This is a genomic window from Oerskovia sp. NPDC060338 (genome assembly GCF_042726295.1).
GTDB classification, from domain to species: Bacteria; Actinomycetota; Actinomycetes; order Actinomycetales; family Cellulomonadaceae; genus Oerskovia; species Oerskovia merdavium.
Window position 1 is genome coordinate 1 of the sequence record NZ_JBHXCQ010000006.1, and the last position, 18,520, is coordinate 18,520.

Annotated in this window: 16 protein-coding genes, 1 pseudogene and 1 riboswitch; of the genes and pseudogenes, 4 read left to right on the top strand and 13 right to left on the bottom strand. The window is 73.5% G+C overall.

What is annotated here, in order from left to right; translation table 11 throughout:
- Positions 1–425 precede the first annotated feature (425 nt).
- From tyrS to ACFWGN_RS08795, 12 genes and pseudogenes are all read right to left on the bottom strand, one after another.
- Positions 426–1,685, bottom strand: coding sequence for a tyrosine--tRNA ligase (gene tyrS, locus ACFWGN_RS08740; protein WP_377616539.1), 1,260 nt, complete (start codon positions 1,683–1,685; stop codon positions 426–428).
- A 247-nt stretch (positions 1,686–1,932) separates the two neighbouring features.
- On the bottom strand, positions 1,933–2,631 hold the full coding sequence (locus ACFWGN_RS08745) for a DNA-3-methyladenine glycosylase (protein ID WP_377616540.1): 699 nt from the start codon (positions 2,629–2,631) through the stop codon (positions 1,933–1,935).
- A 108-nt stretch (positions 2,632–2,739) separates the two neighbouring features.
- On the bottom strand, positions 2,740–3,381 hold the full coding sequence (locus ACFWGN_RS08750) for a uridine kinase (protein WP_377616541.1): 642 nt from the start codon (positions 3,379–3,381) through the stop codon (positions 2,740–2,742).
- Positions 3,382–3,388: 7 nt separating this feature from the next.
- Positions 3,389–4,861 carry an argininosuccinate lyase gene (argH, locus tag ACFWGN_RS08755; protein WP_377616542.1) on the bottom strand — a complete coding sequence of 491 codons (1,473 nt, stop codon included), beginning with the start codon at positions 4,859–4,861 and terminating at the stop codon, positions 3,389–3,391.
- Between the two features lie 263 nt (positions 4,862–5,124).
- On the bottom strand, positions 5,125–5,664 hold the full coding sequence (locus ACFWGN_RS08760; RefSeq protein WP_318244551.1) for an arginine repressor: 540 nt from the start codon (positions 5,662–5,664) through the stop codon (positions 5,125–5,127).
- The gene (argF, locus tag ACFWGN_RS08765; RefSeq protein ID WP_377616543.1) at positions 5,661–6,611 is read right to left on the bottom strand and encodes an ornithine carbamoyltransferase; all 951 of its coding nucleotides are present in this window, start codon (positions 6,609–6,611) and stop codon (positions 5,661–5,663) included. Before argF ends, ACFWGN_RS08760 begins: the two co-directional genes overlap by 4 nt.
- 2 nt (positions 6,612–6,613) lie before the next feature.
- Positions 6,614–8,032, bottom strand: coding sequence for an acetylornithine transaminase (locus ACFWGN_RS08770; protein WP_377616544.1), 1,419 nt, complete (start codon positions 8,030–8,032; stop codon positions 6,614–6,616).
- Entirely contained in the window at positions 8,029–9,006 is a 978-nt protein-coding gene (argB, locus tag ACFWGN_RS08775; RefSeq protein WP_377616545.1) for an acetylglutamate kinase, read from the bottom strand. Before argB ends, ACFWGN_RS08770 begins: the two co-directional genes overlap by 4 nt.
- Positions 9,003–10,199 carry a bifunctional glutamate N-acetyltransferase/amino-acid acetyltransferase ArgJ gene (gene argJ / locus ACFWGN_RS08780; RefSeq protein WP_377616546.1) on the bottom strand — a complete coding sequence of 399 codons (1,197 nt, stop codon included), beginning with the start codon at positions 10,197–10,199 and terminating at the stop codon, positions 9,003–9,005. The genes argB and argJ overlap by 4 nt, the downstream gene beginning before the upstream one ends.
- Positions 10,196–11,272, bottom strand: a complete 1,077-nt coding sequence (gene argC, locus ACFWGN_RS08785) for an N-acetyl-gamma-glutamyl-phosphate reductase (protein ID WP_377616547.1) — start codon at positions 11,270–11,272, stop codon at positions 10,196–10,198. The genes argJ and argC overlap by 4 nt, the downstream gene beginning before the upstream one ends.
- Positions 11,273–11,310: 38 nt before the next feature.
- Entirely contained in the window at positions 11,311–11,682 is a 372-nt protein-coding gene (locus ACFWGN_RS08790; protein ID WP_377616548.1) for a VOC family protein, read from the bottom strand.
- A 200-nt stretch (positions 11,683–11,882) separates the two neighbouring features.
- Positions 11,883–13,567, bottom strand: a pseudogene (locus ACFWGN_RS08795) (2-isopropylmalate synthase).
- A 279-nt stretch (positions 13,568–13,846) separates the two neighbouring features.
- On the opposite strand from ACFWGN_RS08795, the gene ACFWGN_RS08800 reads away from it, so the two are divergent.
- From ACFWGN_RS08800 to ACFWGN_RS08815, 4 genes are read left to right on the top strand one after another with little or no spacing between them, the layout of a single operon-like run.
- Positions 13,847–14,533: a FadR/GntR family transcriptional regulator gene (locus ACFWGN_RS08800; protein WP_377616549.1), complete on the top strand. Its 687-nt coding sequence runs from the start codon at positions 13,847–13,849 to the stop codon at positions 14,531–14,533.
- A complete protein-coding gene (locus ACFWGN_RS08805) occupies positions 14,523–15,425 on the top strand; it encodes an ABC transporter ATP-binding protein (protein WP_377616550.1) in 903 nt (300 codons plus the stop codon). Before ACFWGN_RS08800 ends, ACFWGN_RS08805 begins: the two co-directional genes overlap by 11 nt.
- A 26-nt stretch (positions 15,426–15,451) precedes the next feature.
- Complete coding sequence (locus ACFWGN_RS08810) at positions 15,452–16,447, top strand: quinone oxidoreductase family protein (protein WP_377616551.1); 996 nt, start codon at positions 15,452–15,454, stop codon at positions 16,445–16,447.
- Positions 16,444–16,716: a hypothetical protein gene (locus ACFWGN_RS08815; RefSeq protein ID WP_377616552.1), complete on the top strand. Its 273-nt coding sequence runs from the start codon at positions 16,444–16,446 to the stop codon at positions 16,714–16,716. The genes ACFWGN_RS08810 and ACFWGN_RS08815 overlap by 4 nt, the downstream gene beginning before the upstream one ends.
- Before the next feature lie 64 nt (positions 16,717–16,780).
- On the opposite strand, the gene thiD is transcribed toward ACFWGN_RS08815, so the two are convergent.
- Positions 16,781–18,370, bottom strand: coding sequence for a bifunctional hydroxymethylpyrimidine kinase/phosphomethylpyrimidine kinase (gene thiD, locus ACFWGN_RS08820; protein WP_377616553.1), 1,590 nt, complete (start codon positions 18,368–18,370; stop codon positions 16,781–16,783).
- Positions 18,362–18,462, bottom strand: a riboswitch (TPP riboswitch). It overlaps the preceding gene by 9 nt.
- Positions 18,463–18,520: the final 58 nt, after the last annotated feature.

Genomic DNA, 18,520 nt, shown 5'->3' on the forward strand with positions numbered 1-18,520 from the left:
ATTGGCATTAACTATCAAGCACACTGTTGAGTTCTCAAGCAACCGACACGCACCGACTCCAACCCGTTTCCAGGCCTTCACTCGGGGCAACTTCTCTACCTTACCAGACCGGAGAGTCCGTGTCTACCGCCGAGGCGGAGACGTTCTCTGCTGATCTGCCTCACGAGACGCCAGATCGAGGATCTGAACTTCTTGGAGGAGCCAGCCTGCGGGACCAGCCACTTCGCGGCGGCTCCGAGGAGCTTCGCAGTGGTGTCTGTTCCTCCCTGTCGGGCTGACATCCAGAACATTACGTGGAGGTTGCCGGGAAGGTCAAACCGCTCCGTCGTGACGCCCGTCACCGCAGCGCCCGCGCGGCGCGCTCCCGCGCCAGGGAAGCCCGCGGGGCCCGGTCGACAGCTCACCGGGCCCCGCTCGTCACGGCCCTACGCGGCAGCCGCGACCGCCAGCGTCCGCTTGCCGCGACGCAGGACGGCGAACCGTCCGTGGAGCAGGTCGTCCGCGCCGAGGACAGCGTCCTCCTCGGTCACCTTGACGTTGTTGACGTACGCGCCGCCCTCCGCGATCGCACGACGTGCGGCGCCCTTCGACGCCACCAGACCCGACCCGACCAGAAGGTCGACGACCGCGTCGCCGGCAGCCGCCGTCGTGCGCGGGAGCTCGGCCACGGCCGCGGCGAGCGTGCCCGCGTCCAGCGCGGCCAGGTCACCACGTCCGAACAGCGCCTGGCTCGCGGCGACGACCGCCTCGGTCGCGGCCGCACCGTGCACCAGCGTGGTGACGTCGGCCGCGAGCGCCTTCTGCGCCTCTCGCGCCGCTGGGCGCTCCGCGACGGCACGCTCGAGCTCGGCGATCTCCTCGGCCGTGCGGAAGGTGAAGATCTTGAGCCAGCCCACCACGTCGGCGTCGTCCGCGTTGACCCAGTACTGGTAGAAGGCGTACGGGCTCATCATGTCCGGGTCGAGCCACACGGCCCCGCCCTCGGTCTTGCCGAACTTGGTCCCGTCGGCCTTCGTGATGAGCGGCGTCGTCAGGACGTGCACCGACGCGCCCTCGGCCTTGCGGATCAGCTCGACGCCCGAGAGCAGGTTGCCCCACTGGTCGTTGCCGCCCGTCTGGAGCGTGACGCCCTCTCGTCGGAAGAGCTCGAGGTAGTCGTTCCCCTGGAGGATCTGGTAGCTGAACTCGGTAAAGCTGATGCCCTCGTCCGACTTCAGGCGGCGCGCCACGGTGTCCTTGGCCAGCATGGTGCCCAGGCGGTAGTGCTTGCCGATCTCCCGCAGGAAGTCGATCGCCGTGAGGCCCGCCGTCCAGTCGAGGTTGTTCACGATGCGTGCCGGGTTGTCGCCCTCGAAGTCGAGGAAGCGCGACACCTGTGCCTTGAGCCGCTCGGTCCACTCGGCGACCGTGTCCTTGGTGTTGAGGATCCGCTCGCCCGACTGGCGCGGGTCGCCGATCATGCCCGTGGCGCCGCCGACGAGCGCGATCGCGCGGTGACCGGCGAGCTGCAGGTGGCGCAGCAGGATGAGCTGGACCAGGTGGCCGTGGTGCAGGCTCGGCGCGGTCGGGTCGAAGCCGCAGTAATAGGTGACGGGTCCCTCGGCCAGCGCAGCACGCAGCGCGGCCTCGTCGGTGGACTGCGCCACCAGGCCTCGCCATTGCAACTCGTCGAGAACGTCGTTCACTGCATCTCCTTCGTCGTGCCCGCGCGCGGTGCGGCGCAGGGCCTGGATCGGGGGCGCCGTCCGTCCCGGCGCACGCCCGATGTCCTAGTCTGCCGTGTCCCGCCCCCGAGCACCGACTTCCCCTGCTCCGTGGACGCCGCGCCTCGCGGGTGGTCGGGCCTCGATCGCGATCCGCGTCGCGGTCCCGGGCAGCGCCGGGGGGGCAGCAGGGTCGTCCGGTGCGTCCGGCCCGCGCCGGACGCAGGCCTCAGCGCGTCCGGCGATACGCGGGACGGTAGGCGGAGACCGTCGGGTCGCCGGTGAGCCACAGCCTCCACGGGTAGACGCTCGCGTCTCCCCCGTCGCCGCTCACGCCCACACGTGGTCCGGTCGCGATCGCGGGCCGCAGCGTGCGCGTGTCCCGGTGCACGACGACGTCGCCCGCCACGTCCGTCACGTCGAGCCCGTAGTGGTCGAGGTCGAGCCCGAGCGCCACCGCGAGCCGGGCGGGCCCCCGCGCGATCTGCCGGTCCGAGTCGCACACCCCGACCGCCAGACGACGCGCCCTGGCCAGCTCGACGCCGTCGGTCACCTCGCCCGCCCGCAGCAGGACCGCCGACGCCTGTCCGAGCGGCCCGCACACCACGTTGACGCAGTGGTGCAGGCCCAGGTGCCGGTACACGTAGAGGTGACCGGGCTCGCCGTACATGACCCGGTTGCGCTCGGAGCGCCCCCGGAAGGCGTGCGAGCCCGGGTCGCGCTCGCCGTCGTAGGCCTCGACCTCGGTGAGGCGGACCGTGACGGTGCCCTCGGGCGTGCGGTGCGTGATCGACGACCCGAGCAGGTCCCGCGCGACCTCGAGGCTCGACCGCCCGAACCAGCCCCGGGCCGGCACGTCCAGGACGGGTCCGTCCGGATCCTGCACGGGGCGGAGGTCGGCGGTGCTGGATCGGAGGGGATCGGGCACGGTGGCCTCCCTGGCTCGGCGCGGGTCTCCCCCGCAATCTACGCCCCGCATGTTTCGGGGGTGCTTCCCACCGACCGACTCAGGAGCACGCCCGGGACGGTCGTCGCCTCAGACGTCCGCGACGCCTCCGGCGGCCCGGTCGGGTCGCAGCACCGGTTCCCCGAAGCCGTCGAGCACGACGTCGGCCCGCTCGGCCGTCCCCTCGACCGCGTAGACCTCACGCTCCGAGACCATCCAGTCGATCCAGGCGTCGTACGCGTCGTCGCCGTCGCGCGCGATCCCCCGGGCGAGGCGGATCTCGTCGTCGGCCTCGACCCACACCAGCAGCGTCGTCAGGTCGGCGATCCTGCGGGCCCCGGCCCCGCACCCCTCGACGACGAGGAACGGGGCCAGGGGCACGTCGTGCCACTCCGCGAAGTCACCGAGCGTCCAGTCGTAGCGCTGGTAGCACCCCGGCCTGCCCTGCGACAACGGGCCGAGCACCTGCTCGACGAGCCGCCCGGTCCCCGCGGTCATCCCGGTCCAGCCCTCGTACAGGTCGTCCATGTGGACCACCTGCGCCGGCAGCGCCTCGCCCAGCTGCGCCGCGAGCGTCGTCTTGCCCGAACCGGCCGGGCCGTCGACGACGACCAGACGGCACCCCGGCCCGACGGGGACGCCCGGACCTGCCGGACGTCCCGCGCCGAGGCGGGCTGCGCCGTCGTGCACGCGGGAGACGAGGTCCGCGAGGACCTCAGCGCTCACGCTCATGCAGGCCTCAGCCCTGGACCCAGAAGCGGTACTCCGCCGAGCGGACCTTCGCCTCCTCGAGCTGCTCGGCGACACGCGCCGGAGCCGTGCCGCCCACCGCGTCGCGCGACGCGAGCGAGCCCTCGACCGTCAGCACGTCCCGCACGCCGGGCGTCAGGTGCGCCGAGATCTCGGCGAGGTCGGCGTCCGTGAGGTCCCACAGCTCGATCCCGCGCTCCTCGCACACCCGCACGCACGCTCCCGCGACCTCGTGCGCCACACGGAACGGCACGCCCTCGCGGACGAGCCACTCGGCGATGTCCGTGGCGAGCGAGAAGCCCTGCGGCGCGAGCGAGGCCATGCGCTCGGTGTCGAACGTCAGGGTGCGGACCATGCCCGCGTACGCGGGCAGCAGGACCTTGAGCGTGTCGACCTGGTCGAACACCGGCTCCTTGTCCTCCTGCAGGTCGCGGTTGTACGCGAGCGGCAGGCCCTTGAGCGTCGCCAGGAGGCCGGTCAGGTCGCCGATGAGGCGCCCCGCCTTGCCGCGCGCGAGCTCCGCGATGTCCGGGTTCTTCTTCTGCGGCATGATGCTCGAACCCGTCGAGTAGGCGTCGTCCAGGCGGACGAAGCCGAACTCCTTGGTGTTCCAGATGATGATCTCCTCGGCGAAGCGCGAGAGGTCCACGCCCAGCATGGCCGAGACGAACGCGAACTCGGCGACCACGTCGCGCGAGGCCGTGCCGTCGATCGAGTTCTCGACCGGGCCGTCGAAGCCCAGGTCCGCCGCGACGGCCGCCGGGTCCAGGCCCAGCGACGAGCCCGCGAGCGCGCCCGAGCCGTACGGCGAGCGCCCCGCGCGCACGTCCCAGTCGATGAAGCGGTCGACGTCGCGCAGCAGCGGCCACGCGTGCGCGAGCAGGTGGTGCGCGAGGAGCACCGGCTGCGCGTGCTGCAGGTGCGTGCGACCCGGCATGGGTACGCCCGGGTGCGCCTCGGCCTGCTCGATCAGGGCGTCGACGACGTCGAGCACCAGGATGCCGATCGCGCGGGCCTCCTCGCGCAGGTACGAGCGCACGAGGGTCGCGATCTGGTCGTTGCGCGAGCGCCCGGCACGCAGCTTGCCGCCCAGCTCGGCCCCCGCACGCTCGATGAGCCCGCGCTCGAGGGCCGTGTGCACGTCCTCGTCGGCCAGGACCGGCAGGAAGGCCCCCGACTCGACGTCGGCCGCGAGCACGTCGAGGGCCTCGAGCATCGCCGTGAGCTCGTCCTCGTCGAGCAGGCCGGCCGCGGCCAGGACCTTGGCGTGCGCCCGGGATCCTGCGATGTCGTGCTGCGCGAGCCGCCAGTCGAAGTGCGTCGACTGCGACAGCGCCGCCAGCGCCTCGGCGGGGCCACCGGCGAAGCGGCCACCCCACAGGCTGACCGGGGCGGCAGGCGCGGCGGCCGCCGGCTGCTCGTCCCCGGGCGCAGGGGTGTTGTCGTTCAGGTCGTCACTCATGGTTCAGGCTCCCGGTACCGAGGTCGATGCCGCTCCCGGACGTCTCGTCGCGGGCGGCCGAGGCCCCGGCCGTCGGCCGAGGACCTCAAGGGTTCTCCCCGCCGGCGACCGGGCGAGCGGGTCGCCCTCGTCGTCGGCAGGGTCGTTCGTGTCTGTCTGTCGTGCGAGTGCGGCCGTGCGGACGCGGGTGCGGCAGGCGGCCCCGCGCGCGTCACGGCCTCCGGTGTCCTGTCACAGTCTGTCAGCCCGCAGGCCGTCGGACGTCAGGAGGCGGACGGCCCGACCGGGTTGCTCAGGGCCAGGAAGCGCGCGGCCATCTCCTCGCCGCCGTCGACCTCGCGCGAGATCACCAGGACCGTGTCGTCGCCCGCGATCGTGCCGAGCACCCCGACGAACACCGAGTGGTCGATCGCCGAGGCCAGGTACTGCGCCGCCCCCGGAGGGGTCCGCAGCACCACGAGGTTGCCCGAGGCCTCGGCCGAGACCAGGAGCTCGCCGCACAGGCGCGCGAGCCGGGCGGCGACGTACTCGGCGTCGTTCGCGACCTGGACAGAGCGGTCCCCGCCCTCCCCCGGCACCGCGTATACCAGCGAGCCCGAGGCGCTGCGGACCTTCTCGGCGCGCAGCTCGATCAGGTCGCGCGAGAGTGTCGCCTGCGTGACGCTCACGCCGTCCTCCGCGAGCGCCTTGGCCAGCTCGGCCTGCGAGTGGATCTCGTGCCGCGCGACGAGCTGTGCGATGCGCGCGTGACGTGCTGCCTTGGTGGTCGGCACGCTGCCCGGTCCCAGGCCCCCGGTCGTCACGATCGCTCCAGCAACCAGGTCAGCAGCGCCTTCTGGGCGTGCAGGCGGTTCTCGGCCTCGTCCCAGACGGCCGACTGCGGACCGTCGATGACCTCGGCGGTGATCTCCTTGCCCCGGTAGGCCGGCAGGCAGTGGAGCACGAGGGCGTCGGGGGCCGCCACGGCCATGACCTCGGCGTTGACCTGGTACGGCACGAACGGCAGCTCGCGCTCGGCGGCGCTCGCCTCGTCGCCCATCGAGACCCAGGTGTCGGTCGCGACGACGTCGGCGCCCCGCGCGGCCTCGAGCGCGTCGGTCGTCACCAGGACCGAGCCGCCCGTCTCGCGCGCGATGCGCTCGGCGTCGGCGACGATCGCCGGGTCCGGCAGGTACTGCGCCGGTGCGCCGATGCGCACGTGCATGCCCGCGGTCGCCCCGCCCAGGAGGTAGGAGTGGGCCATGTTGTTGGCCCCGTCGCCCAGGTAGGCGAGCGACGTGCCTGCCAGCGCGCCGACGCCGCCGCGCAGCTGGGCGACCGTCAGCAGGTCGGCGAGGATCTGGCACGGGTGGAACTCGTCGGTCAGCGCGTTGACGACCGGGACGCTCGCGACCCGCGCCATCTCCTCGATGCGCTCCTGGCCGAAGGTCCGCCACACGATCGCAGACGTCTGGCGGTCCAGGACCCGGGCGGTGTCCGCGATGGGCTCGCCGCGACCGAGCTGGCTCGTCGCGCCGTCGATCGTCAGCGGGTACCCGCCGAGCTCGGCGACCCCCGCCGAGAACGACACGCGGGTCCGGGTCGAGGGCTTGTCGAAGATGAGCGCCACGGCCTGGGGGCCGCGCAGGGGCGTGCGGATGAAACGGTCCTCGCGGAAACCGAGGCCGAGCTCGAGGACCTCGCGCTGCTCGGCGGGGGTGAGGTCGTCGTCGCGCAGGAAGTGTCGGACGGAGGCGGTCGAGGCAGTCACTGTCAGCCCTTCGGAGGCGTGGCGGAGGCGGTGGGGGCGGGGGTGGGGGTGGGTACGCGTCGAGCGAGGTCGGCGGGCAGGCCCGCGAAGAACGCGACGACCTCGCTCGCCTGGTCCCGGGTCAGGATCAGGGGCGGGGCGAGGCGGATCGCGTCGGGCTGCACGGCGTTGACGATGAACCCGGCGTCGAGGGCCAGGCGCGCGACCTCGGCCGAGACGGGCGCCGAGAGCTGGACGGCGATCAGCAGGCCGTGGCCGCGCGTGCCGGCGACCACGGGGTTGCCGCACGCCGCGATCCCCTCGCGCAGCTGCTCGCCGACGGCCCGCACGTTGGCCAGCAGGCCGTCGCGCTCGATCACGGCGAGCGTCGCGAGCGACGCCGCCGCGGCGACAGGGTTGCCGCCGAAGGTCGTGCCGTGCTGGCCCCGTCCCAGGAGGGTCGCGGCCCGCTCGCCGAACGCCACGACGGCTCCCACCGGGAACCCGCCGCCGAGCCCCTTGGCGAGCGTGACGACGTCGGGCACGACGCCCCCGCCGATCTCCTGCTGCTGGAACGCGAACCACGTCCCCGTGCGTCCCACGCCCGTCTGGACCTCGTCGAGGACCAGCAGCGCGCCCGACGACGCGGTCAGCTCGCGCGCGGCCACCAGGTAGCCCGGCGGGAGCGGGCGCACGCCCGCCTCGCCCTGGACCGGCTCGACGAACAGCGCGGCGACCTCGCCGCGCACGGCGACGGCCTCGTCCGAGAACGCCTCCTCGAGCGCGACCAGGTCGCCGAACGGCACGAACTCGACGCCACCGGGCAGGGGCTCGAACGGCTCGCGGTACGCAGCCTTGGAGGTGAGGGCGAGCGCGCCCATGCTGCGGCCGTGGAAGCCGCCCTCGAGCGCGAGGATCCTGGTCCGCGCGCCCGGGCCGGCGGCCCCGTCACGGTTGCGGCGCGCCATCTTGAACGCGGCCTCGTTGGCCTCGGTGCCCGAGTTGGTGAAGAACACGCGCGAGCCCTCGGGGGCCTGGGCGAGGTTCAGGAGGCGCTCAGCGAGCGCGATCTGGGTGGGCGTGCCGAAGAAGTTCGACACGTGCCCGAGCGTGCCCAGCTGGGCGCTGACGGCCGCGGTGAGCGTGGGGTGCGCGTGCCCCAGGGCGTTGACCGCGATGCCCGCGAGCAGGTCGAGGTAACGCTTGCCGTCGGCGTCCCACACGTACGCGCCCTCGCCGCGGACCAGGACCTTCTGAGGGGCGCCGAACGTGTCCATGACCGCGTGCGTGTAGCGCTCGGTCCACTGCGCGACGCTGCCCGGTCCCGTCAGGGTCGTGTCCGCGGTGCCCTCGCGGCCCGGAGCGCCCTCGACGCCCGTGGCCGCCGGGTCGGCAGCGCTGTCCGAGGTGGTCGGCGAGATCTCGCCGGTCGTGCCGTTCATGCCTGCTCCTGCGAGGTGACGTGGGCGGTGGGGGTCGTGGTGCTCGACGTGAGCGGGTCCGGGACGACCATGGTCCCGTTGCCGCGCGTCGTGAAGACCTCCAGGAGGACCGAGTGGGCCACGCGGCCGTCGATCACGGTCGCGCGCGGGACCCCGCCGGACACAGCGCGCAGGCAGGCCTCCATCTTGGGGACCATGCCGGCCTCGAGCGAGGGCAGCAGCGCGGCGAGCTCGGTCCGCGTGATCTGGCTGACGAGCGAGGTCTTGTCCGGCCACGAGGTGTACAGGCCCTCGACGTCGGTCAGGACGATGAGCTTCTTGGCTCCGAGCGCGACAGCGAGCGCCGCGGCGGCCGTGTCGGCGTTGACGTTGAGCACCTGGGTGGGGTCGTCGAGGTCCGGGGCGATGGTCGAGACGACGGGGATGCGCCCGGCGTCGAGCAGGTCCTGGACCGCGGACGGGTGGACCTCCACGACGTCTCCGACCAGGCCGACGTCGACGGGCTCGCCGTCGACCATCGCGTGCCGGCGCTGCGCCTGGAGCAGACCGCCGTCCTCGCCCGAGAGCCCCACCGCGTAGGGCCCGTGCGCGTTGATGAGCCCGACGAGCTCGCGCGAGACCTGGCCCGTGAGGACCATGCGGACGACGTCCATGGCCTCGGGGGTCGTGACGCGCAGCCCGCCGCGGAACTCGCTCTCGATACCGAGCCGCGCGAGCATCGCGGAGATCTGCGGGCCGCCGCCGTGGACGACCACGGGGTGCAGGCCGACCTGGCGCAGGAACACCATGTCGCGCGCGAACGCGGCCTTGAGCTCGTCGTCGATCATGGCGTTGCCGCCGTACTTGACGACCACGAGCGCGCCGCGGAACTCCTGGAGCCAGGGCATGGCCTCCAGCAGGACCTCGGCCTTCTGGCCGGGGGTCAGGTCGGTGCGGGTGTCGAACACGACGTCCTCGGAGGTCGGGGTGCTCATGAGGAGTACGCGCTGTTCTCGTGGACGTAGTCGTGCGTGAGGTCGTTGGTCCAGACCGTGACCTGCGCGTCGCCCGCGTGCAGGTCGATCTCGACGTGCACCTCGCGTGCCGAGGCCAGGTCGACGAGCTCGCGCGGCTCGCCCACTCCCCCGGCCCGGCAGACCTGGACCCCGTTGATCGACACGTCGAGCTCGAGCGCGTCGAAGGGCGCGACGTCCTCGGGGACGGTCCCCACGGCCGAGAGCACCCGGCCCCAGTTGGGGTCGTTGCCGAACACCGCGGCCTTGAAGAGGTTCGAACGCGTCACGGCGCGCGCGACCGCGAGCGCCGCGGTCTCGTCGCTCGCGTTCTTCACGACGACCGCGATGTCGTGGCTCGCGCCCTCGGCGTCCGCGACCAGGGCGCGGGCGAGGTCCGCGCACGCCTCGGTCACGGCCGCCGTGAGCTCCTCGAGGGACACCGGCACCTGGGACGCACCGGAGGCCAGGAGGATCACCGTGTCGTTCGTCGACATGCAGCCGTCCGAGTCGACCCGGTCGAACGTGGTGGCCGTCGCGGCGCGCAGCGCGGCGTCGGCGGTCGCGGCGTCGACCACGGCGTCGGTCGTCAGCACGCAGAGCATGGTCGCGAGGCCGGGAGCGAGCATGCCCGCCCCCTTGGCCATGCCGCCCACCGACCAGCTCGAGGCGCCGTCGACGCTGTGCTCGTCGCGCACCTCGCGCGTGACGAGCACGGTCTTGGGGACCGTGTCGGTCGTCATGATCGCGAGGGCCGCGTCGGGGCCGCCCTCGGCGTCGGCCGCCCCTGCCGCCGCGTCGCAGCCCCCGAGGAGCTTGTCCATGGGCAGGCGCTCGCCGATGAGTCCCGTCGAGCAGACCAGGACGTCGCCCGCGGAGACCTCGAGGAGGTCGGCCACGTACTCGGCCGTGTGGTGCGTGTCGGCGAAGCCCTCGGGGCCGGTGCACGCGTTGGCGCCACCCGAGTTGAGGACGACGGCGCGCGCGATCCCGTCCGCGACGGCCTGGCGCGACCACGCGACGGGGGCCGCGAACACGCGGTTGGTCGTGAAGACGGCCGCGGCGACGTCGAGCGGCCCCTCGTTGACGACGAGGGCCACGTCCTTGCTGCCGGTGGACTTGAGCCCGGCGACGACTCCTGCGGCCCGGAAGCCGAGCGGTCCGGTGACGGTCACGGTGCGACCCCTTCGGTGGTGAGCCCCAGGGTCTGCGGCAGACCCAGGGCGATGTTCATGGACTGGACGGCGCCGCCTGCGGTGCCCTTGACGAGGTTGTCGATCGCGGTGACGGTCACGACGCGGCCCGCGGCGCGGTCGATCGCGACCTGGACCAGGGCCGTGTTGGCGCCGAGCGTCATGGCCGTCGTGGGCCACTGCCCCTCGGGCAGGAGCTGGACGAACGGCTCGCCCACGTACGCCTGCGCGTAGGCCTGGCGCAGGGCGTCGACACTCAGGTCCTCGTGTCCGGGAGCGAGGCGCGCCGTCGCGGTCGCGAGGATGCCACGGGACATGGGCACCAGGGTGGGGGTGAACGAGATGGTCACCTCGGCTGCGCCTGCCGAGCGCAGGTTCTGCGCGATCTCGGGGATGTGCCGGTGCGAGCCGCCCACGGCGTAGGGCTGGGCCGAGCCGAGCGCCTCCGAGGCGAGCAGGTGCGTCTTGAGGGACTTGCCCGCGCCCGAGTACCCGTTGGCGAGGACCGCGACGACGTCGACCGGGTCCAGGAGGCCCGCGGCCACGCCGGGCTGCAGGCCCAGGGTCACGGCAGTGACGTTGCAGCCCGGGACGGCGATGCGGCGCGCGCCCGCCAGGACCTCGCGCTGCTTGGTGTACTCGACCCCGGCGCCCGTCTGCTCGGCGATCAGGAGCTCGGGCAGCCCGTAGGGCCAGGTGCCAGCGTGCTCGGACCCGTAGAACGCGGTCCAGTCCGCGGCCGAGGAGAGCCGGTGGTCGGCACCGAGGTCGAGGACCAGGACGTCGTCGGGCAGCTGCGCCGCGATCTCACCCGACGCGCCGTGCGGCAGCGCGAGCACGACGACGTCGTGGCCGACCAGGTGCTCGACGCTCGTCGGCAGCAGGACGCGATCCGCGAGGGATCGCAGGTGCGGCTGGTGCAGCCCGAGGACCGACCCCGCGTTGGAGTGCGCCGTGAGCGCACCGACCTGGACCTCGGGGTGCCCGGACAGCAGCCGGAGCATCTCCCCTCCCGCGTACCCGGAAGCCCCGGCAACCGCCACTGTGATCGTCATATGCAGAACTATACATAGTTATGCAGTCGAATCGGGAACTACCGACCCCAGACGCCCAGCTCGTTGCCGCTCGGGTCGAGGAAGTGGAACCGCCGCCCACCGGGGAAGTCGTACGGTCCCTCGAGGATCTCTCCGCCCGCGTCCTGGACCAGCAGGAGCGACTCGTCGAGGTCCGCGGAGAAGAGCAGGACGAGCGGGCCACCCCGTGTGACCTGGTCGGCGAGCGCCAGACCACCCGCCTCTGCCTCCCCCTCCTCGGCCGCGGTGCGGAAGCCCGCGTACCCCGGACCGTAGGGGACGAACTCCCACCCGAAGGCCTCGGCGTAGAACGACTGCGCCTCGGCCATGTCCGTGACGGACAGCTCGAGGTAGTCGATCGAGTGATGGATGCCGTGCGCATGGGTAGCCATGCAGGCAGCGTGCCACGGGGTACCGACACCGGACGGAGCCGCGGACCGTGCCAGAGGTGGTGGCCCGTCAGCCGCTGGCCTCTGGGCACGTCGGGTGGGCCGGCCGTCGGCGGCCCCGAGGCGGCCTTCGGCCTCCAGGCGAGCCGCGCTCGAGACGTCGTTGCCGGCCCCCGACGGCCGGCAGGTCGAGCGCGAGCGGATCAGGAGCGGTTCGCCGCCGCGACCAGGGCCCGCACGCTCGCGCCCAGCACCGACGCGTCCCTCCCCACGGCCCACGCCGCCGAGCCGTCCGCGGCACGGTGCTCCAGGTAGGTCACGGCCCCCGCGTCGCTGCCCGCGGTGACGGACTGCTGCGTCAGCCCCAGCACCTCGACCGGGAGCCCCAGCCCGGCCAGGATGCTCGCGAGCGCGTCGACGGGTCCCGCACCGACCGCGGACCGCTCGACCCGCTCACCCTCCACGGACAGCACGACGTCGAGGCGCTCGCCGCAGTCGTCCGTCTCGCCCGGCCGCGCGACCGACCAGGCGAGCGGCACGACCTGGGGACCTCCGCCGTCGGGCAGGACGTACGCCTCCTCGAAGAGGCGCCACAAGCCCTCCGCCGTCACCTCTCCCCCGCTGCCGTCCGCGTGCTCCTGCACGCGGCGCGCGAAGTCGATCTGGAGCCGTCGAGGCAGCTCGAGCCCGTACGCGGACTCGAGCAGGTAGGCGATGCCCCCCTTGCCGGACTGGCTGTTGACGCGCACCACGGCGTCGTACGAGCGCCCGACGTCGGCAGGGTCGACGGGCAGGTACGGCACCTTCCAGGGGGCGTCCGCAGGGTCGAGGTCCGCCGCTCGCGCATCAGCGCGATGGCGCGCGAGACCCTTGCGGATCGCGTCCTGGTGCGTCCCGGAGTAGGCCGTGTGCACCAGGTCGCCCGCGTACGGGTGGCGCTCGTGCACATCGATCCGGTTGCAGTCCACGACCGTGCGACGACGTCGGAGAAGTCGATCTCGGGGTCCACGCCCTGCGCGTGCAGGTTGAGTCCCAACGTCACCAGGTTGACGTTGCCCGTGCGCTCGCCGTTGCCGAACAGGCAGCCCTCGACGCGCTGCGCGCCCGCGAGGACCGCCAGCTCGGCGCACGCCACGCCCGTGCCGCGGTCGTTGTGCGGGTGGACGGACAGGATCACCGCGTCGCGCCGGTCGAGGTTGCGGTGCATGTACTCGATCTGGTCGGCGTAGACGTTGGGCGTCGCGACCTCGACCGTCGCCGGGAGGTTGAGGATCACGGGCCGCTCGGGCGTCGCGTCCCACAGGGTCGTCATGCGCGCGCAGACCTCGAGCACGTAGTCGGGCTCGGTGAGGTTGAAGACCTCGGGCGAGAACTCGAAGCGCACGCGCGGGTCGTCGCCCGCGTGCCGCAGGACCTCGGCGCCCGCGGCGGCGATCAGGTCCGAGAGCTCGGCCCGGTCCCTGCCCAGCACGACGTCGCGCCAGGTCGGGGCGGTCGCGGTGTACAGGTGCACCACGACGGGGTTGCGCAGACCGCGGACCGACTCGAACGTCCGGGCGATCAGGTCCGCCCGGGCGGCCGTGAAGACCACGATCGTGACGTGCTCGGGGGCCAGGTCCGTCTCGGCGAGCAGGCGGACGAAGTCGAAGTCGGTCTGCGAGGCCGACGGGTAGCCGACCTCGATCTCGGTGTACCCCATCGCGACGAGCAGCTCGAAGAAGCGGCGCTTGCGGGCGGGGTCCATGGGCTCGGTCAGAGCCTGGTTGCCGTCGCGCAGGTCGACGGGGACCCACAGCGGCGCCGCGGTGAGTCGACGGGTGGGCCACAGGCGGTCCGTGAGCGGCACGGCGACGCGCGAGAACACGTCCTGGTAACGGTGCGAGGGCATGCGCGAGGCGCGCTGGCGATTCCACGCCGGCCGGCCGGGGGCCGGTGCGCCGTCGGGGGTGCGCAGCGTGGGGAACGGGCTGGTGGTCATGGTCGCGTCTCCTGGTGCGGGCCGCGCGGTGCACGGCAGGCGGCGTCCGACCGGCGCACGGCAGTTCCCCACGGCGGGGAGCCGGTCGGCTCAGGCCCCGCCGCGGCGACCAAGAAGGAGTGCGCTCCACGACATGGGAGGTACGCTAGCGGCGATCAAGTCCTCAGACAACCTGAGAGGTTGGCTCCCATGCCCACGCTCCGCCGGCTCCCCCTCGCCGACCAGGCCGCCGCGCTCCTGCTCGACCGCGTCCGCACCGGCACCTGGCCGCTCGACCACAAGCTGCCCGGCGAGCAGGCGCTCGCCGACGAGCTCGGCGTGGGGCGCTCGACCGTGCGCGAGGCCGTCCGCCAGCTCGCCGGCAAGGGAGTTCTCGAGAGCCGCCAGGGCTCGGGCGTCTACGTCGTCCGGGCCGAGGCGAGCGAGGACTGGGAGGAGGTCCTGCGGCGCGGCGAGATCGTCGACGTGCTCGAGGTCCGCGGCGCCCTGGAGACCGAGGCCGCCCGGCTCGCCGCGACCCGCCGCACCCCGGCCGACCTCCGCGCGATGGCCCGGGCGCTCGCGGGCCGTGGCGAGGTCTCCCCGACCGCGAGCGCCCGGGAGTACGTCGACGCCGACCTGGTCTTCCACCGCGCGGTCGTCGACGCCGCGCACAACGCGGTCCTGACCGACCTGTTCGCGACGTTCGTCCCGCGCCTGCGTCGGGCGATGGTCGACATGATCGAGCTCGACGGCGCAGGCGAGCGCCACCGGCACGACCAGGACGCCCACGAGGCGATCCTCGACGCCGTCCGCGACCGCGACGCCGACCGCGCCGCCGCGACGAGCCGCCGGCACCTCGACTCCGTCCACGAGAAGGTCACCCGTGAGCACTGACACCGCCTCCCCCGCACCCGGGACCGTGACGCCTCCGCGCCCGGCGCCCGGCGACGCCCGGGTGGCCCTTCCCCCGGGCGCCTCGACGGCCGAGGCGGGCGCCGCCGTCGTGCTGGCGATGCGCGACGTCGCGTTCGTCCGCAGCGGCCGCACGATCCTCGAGCACGTGGACCTCACGGTCCGCGCGGGCGAGCACTGGGCGCTGGTCGGTCCCAACGGTGCGGGCAAGAGCACGATCCTCAGCCTGTGCGCGGCGCGCAACCACCCCACGCGCGGTGGGGTCGACGTGCTGGGGCACACGCTCGGGCGCGTCGACGTCCAGACGCTGCACCGCCGGATCGGGCACGTGAACCCGCGCCACCCGCTGCGCACCGCGCTCACGATCCAGGAGGTCGTCCTGACCGGGATCACCGGGACGATCGACTGGCGCCAGCGCTGGGAGCCGACCCGGGCCGAGGTCGACAGGGCGCGCGCCCTCGTGGCCGACATGGGGCTCGGCGGCAAGGAGCACGAGCCGTGGACCACGCTGTCGCAGGGAGAGCGCGGACGCACCATCATCGCCCGGGCGCTCGTCGCCGACCCCGCGCTGCTGCTGCTCGACGAACCGAGCACAGGGCTCGACGTCGCGGCGCGCGAGCAGCTCCTCGCGACGATCGACGCGGTGCGGGTCGCGCACCCCGAGGTCGCCTCGGTCCTCGTGACCCACCACCTCGAGGAGCTGCCCAGGTCCACGAGCCACGCGCTGCTGCTCGCGCCGGGGCGGGTCTCCGCGTCCGGCCGTGCGGACGAGGTCCTGACCTCCGAGGCGGTCTCGCGCTGCTTCGCGCACCCGATCCACGTCGAGCGCCGCCACGGACGCTGGCGGGCCTCGGCGGGTCCGGCCACCGCCTGAGCCGACGTCCCGCCTAGGCTGACCCCATGCGCGCGATCCAGGCACTCCAGGCAGGCGGCCCCGACGTCCTCGAGCTCGTCGAGCTCCCGACCCCGGTCCCCGGACCCGGCGAGCTCCTCGTCGAGGTCGCGGCGGCGGGGGTCAACTTCATCGACACCTACCGTCGGGCGGGGGTCTACCCGATGGAGTTCCCGCACGTGGTCGGCACCGAGGGCGCGGGCGTCGTCGGGGCGGTCGGCCCGGGCGTCACGGACTTCGAGCCCGGCGACCACGTCGCCTGGACCAACGCGTCCGGCTCGTACGCCGAGCAGGTGATCGTCCCGGCGGACGTCGCGATCCCCGTGCCGGAGTCGGTCGACCTGCGGCTCGCGGCGGCCGTGGCCCTCCAGGGGCTCACGGCGCACTACCTCGTGACCTCGACCTACCCGGTCCAGCCCGGGGACGACGTCCTGCTGCACGCGGGGGCCGGCGGCGTCGGGCTGCTCGCGACCCAGCTCGCGGTGCGCCGCGGCGCGCGCGTCATCACGACCGTCTCGACCGAGGCCAAGGCCGAGCTGTCGCGCGCGGCCGGGGCGGCCGACGTCCTGAACTACGCCGAGCTCGACGACCTCACGACCGAGCTGCCCGCGATCGTGCGCGACCTCACGGGCGGCCGGGGTGTCGCGGTCGCCTACGACTCGGTCGGCAAGGACACGTTCGAGGCGTCGCTCGCGTCGCTGCGCCGCCGCGGCATGCTCGTGCTGTTCGGCGGGTCCTCGGGCCAGGTACCTCCGTTCGACCTGCAGCGCCTCAACAAGGGCGGGTCGCTGTTCGCGACCCGCCCCAAGCTCGACGACTACACCGCGACGCGCGCCGAGCTCATCGAGCGCGCCGACGAGATCTTCGCGCTCGTCGCCTCGGGGGACCTGGACGTGCGCGTGGGCGCGACGTTCCCGCTCGCCCGCGCGGCCGACGCGCACCGCGCGCTCGAGGGCCGCGCGACGACGGGCAAGGTCCTGCTCGTCCCGAGCGCCGCCTCGTGAGCTGGGACTGGGTGCCGCCGCGCCCCGGCGAGGACGAACCCACCCGGCGGACGGACCGCCGCCTGCGCCTGGCGCTGACCGTCCTCATGGTCGTCTTCACGGGCGTGCTCGCGGTCTACTACCTGACGGTCGGGCTCGACCAGATGCGCACGCAGTGCGTCACGGAGCGCCCCGAGGGCGTGTCGTCGAACGAGGTCAGCACGTCGTGGCGCTGGTGGCCGCCCGGGTACGACTGCTCGTACCCGGACGGCGGGACGACGAGCGCGTGAGGACGGCCGCTCGCGCCGAGAAGTGAGCAGATGCCCCCGTTCCCCCCGGATCAGGGGCATCTGCTCACTTCTCGGCGCCCCCGACCGGCGCCTCGGGCCAGGTCGGCCGCTCGATCCCCTGCTCGAAGAACAGGTACTCGTGCATCGAGGACAGCTCGAACGCGCGCAGCATGCGTTCGCGCTCGGCGGGCGAGGCCCAGCGCGCGGCCTCGTCGGCGAAAGAGCACGCGGTGCGCGTCGCCTCCTGGAAGGCCGGGTCGCCGTAGAGCGAGATCCACCGCGCGTACGGATGCCCGTCGAGGTCCCCCGCCCGGCGCACCAGGACGTCGCCGATGTACGAGTACAGCCAGTAGCACGGCAGCAGCGCCGCGACGGTCTCCGCGTACGACCCGTTCGACGCCGCGTGCAGGTGGTTGGTGTAGGCGGCGGTCACGGGAGAGGGGTCGACGCTCTCGACCGCCCCCCGGTCCATCCCGGCGTGCTCGCCCAACCAGTCACGGTGCAGCGCCTGCTCGACCTCGAGCGACTCGACGGCCGCGCCCGCGAAGAACTGCCGGGCCTCGGGCGTCGGCGCGAGCTGGCTCGCCCGCGACAGCACGCGCGAGTACTCGGCGAGGTACGCGGCGTCCTGCGCGAGGTAGAACCCGAAGTCCTCGACGGCGAGGCTCCCGTCCGCGAGCGCCCGCACGAACCCCATGCTCTCGACGGCCTCGCGCCAGCCCGCGATCCGCTCCCAGGCCTCCTCGGAGAACGCCCGCAGGCCCAGCGTGGGCAGGTGCGCCAGGTGGTCGACGGGTCCGCGGCCCGTGCCCACCGTCAACGCTCCCCCGGCCCGCAGCGCGCCGGTCAACCAGGTCTTCGCATCGCGCACGGCGCCCGCCCAGTCGTCGCGCCGGGGTCGGAGCGCCGCAACCGCAGCCGACAGCGAGCACCCCGTCCCGTGGGTGTGCACGGTGTCGACGCGGGGCGCGGAGAAGGTCGTGACGTCGTCGGGCCCCACGAGCGCGTCGGGCGACTCCTCCCCCGTGAGGTGACCACCCTTCAGGAGCACGACGGCGCCGCTCGCCACGTGCAGGCGCCTCGCCTGGGCGAGGGCGTCCGGCCAGGTGGTCGCGGCCGGCTCGCCCAGGAGGACGGCCAGCTCGGGGAGGTTGGGGGTCACGAGGTCGGCGAGCGCGACCAGGTCGCGCACCGCCTGCTCGGCCCCCTCGTCGAGGAGGCGGTGGCCGCTCGTGGCGACCATGACGGGATCGAGCACGACGAACGGCGGACGCACCCGGCCGAGCCACGTCGCGATGGCACGCGCATTGGCCTCGTCGGCGACCATGCCGATCTTCACGGCATCGATCACCACGTCGTCCGAGACCGCGTCGAGCTGCTCGGTCAGGAAGTCCGCGCCCGGGACGTGGACCGTGCGGACGCCGTGCGTGTTCTGCGCGACCAGGGCGGTCGTGACCGCCATGCCGTACGCGCCGTGCGCCGCGAACGCCTTGAGGTCGGCCTGGATCCCGGCGCCTCCCGTCGGGTCGGTGCCCGCGATGGACAGGACGCGGGGGCGGGAGGCCTCGGCCCCGGGCGACCCGACGCGTTCTCGTGCGGTGCTGGACGCGGGTTCGGGTCGGGGCAGGACAGGTGTGGTGGCAGCAAGCGACATTGCCGACATCCCTTCGCTAGTGCTAGCTAGATCAGGTTCGACGGGTGTGTTCTCAGCCCGGCTCGTGGGAGCGGGCACCCCGTGTCTTCGGGGGAAGGATAGCGGGCACCCGGACCGGACGGTCGGCGGAGACCACCAGGTGTCGCCCGG

Excerpts from the sequence above, each read along its gene's own strand:
- argB (WP_377616545.1), bottom strand. The coding sequence starts at position 9,006 with ATGAGCACCCCGACCTCCGAGGACGTCGTGTTCGACACCCGCACCGAC.
- ACFWGN_RS08810 (WP_377616551.1), top strand. The coding sequence starts at position 15,452 with ATGCGCGCGATCCAGGCACTCCAGGCAGGCGGCCCCGACGTCCTCGAG.
- ACFWGN_RS08770 (WP_377616544.1), bottom strand. The coding sequence starts at position 8,032 with ATGAACGGCACGACCGGCGAGATCTCGCCGACCACCTCGGACAGCGCT.
- argC (WP_377616547.1), bottom strand. The coding sequence starts at position 11,272 with ATGACGATCACAGTGGCGGTTGCCGGGGCTTCCGGGTACGCGGGAGGG.
- argH (WP_377616542.1), bottom strand. The coding sequence starts at position 4,861 with ATGAGTGACGACCTGAACGACAACACCCCTGCGCCCGGGGACGAGCAG.
- thiD (WP_377616553.1), bottom strand. The coding sequence starts at position 18,370 with ATGTCGCTTGCTGCCACCACACCTGTCCTGCCCCGACCCGAACCCGCG.
- ACFWGN_RS08790 (WP_377616548.1), bottom strand. The coding sequence starts at position 11,682 with ATGGCTACCCATGCGCACGGCATCCATCACTCGATCGACTACCTCGAG.
- ACFWGN_RS08800 (WP_377616549.1), top strand. The coding sequence starts at position 13,847 with ATGCCCACGCTCCGCCGGCTCCCCCTCGCCGACCAGGCCGCCGCGCTC.
- ACFWGN_RS08750 (WP_377616541.1), bottom strand. The coding sequence starts at position 3,381 with ATGAGCGTGAGCGCTGAGGTCCTCGCGGACCTCGTCTCCCGCGTGCAC.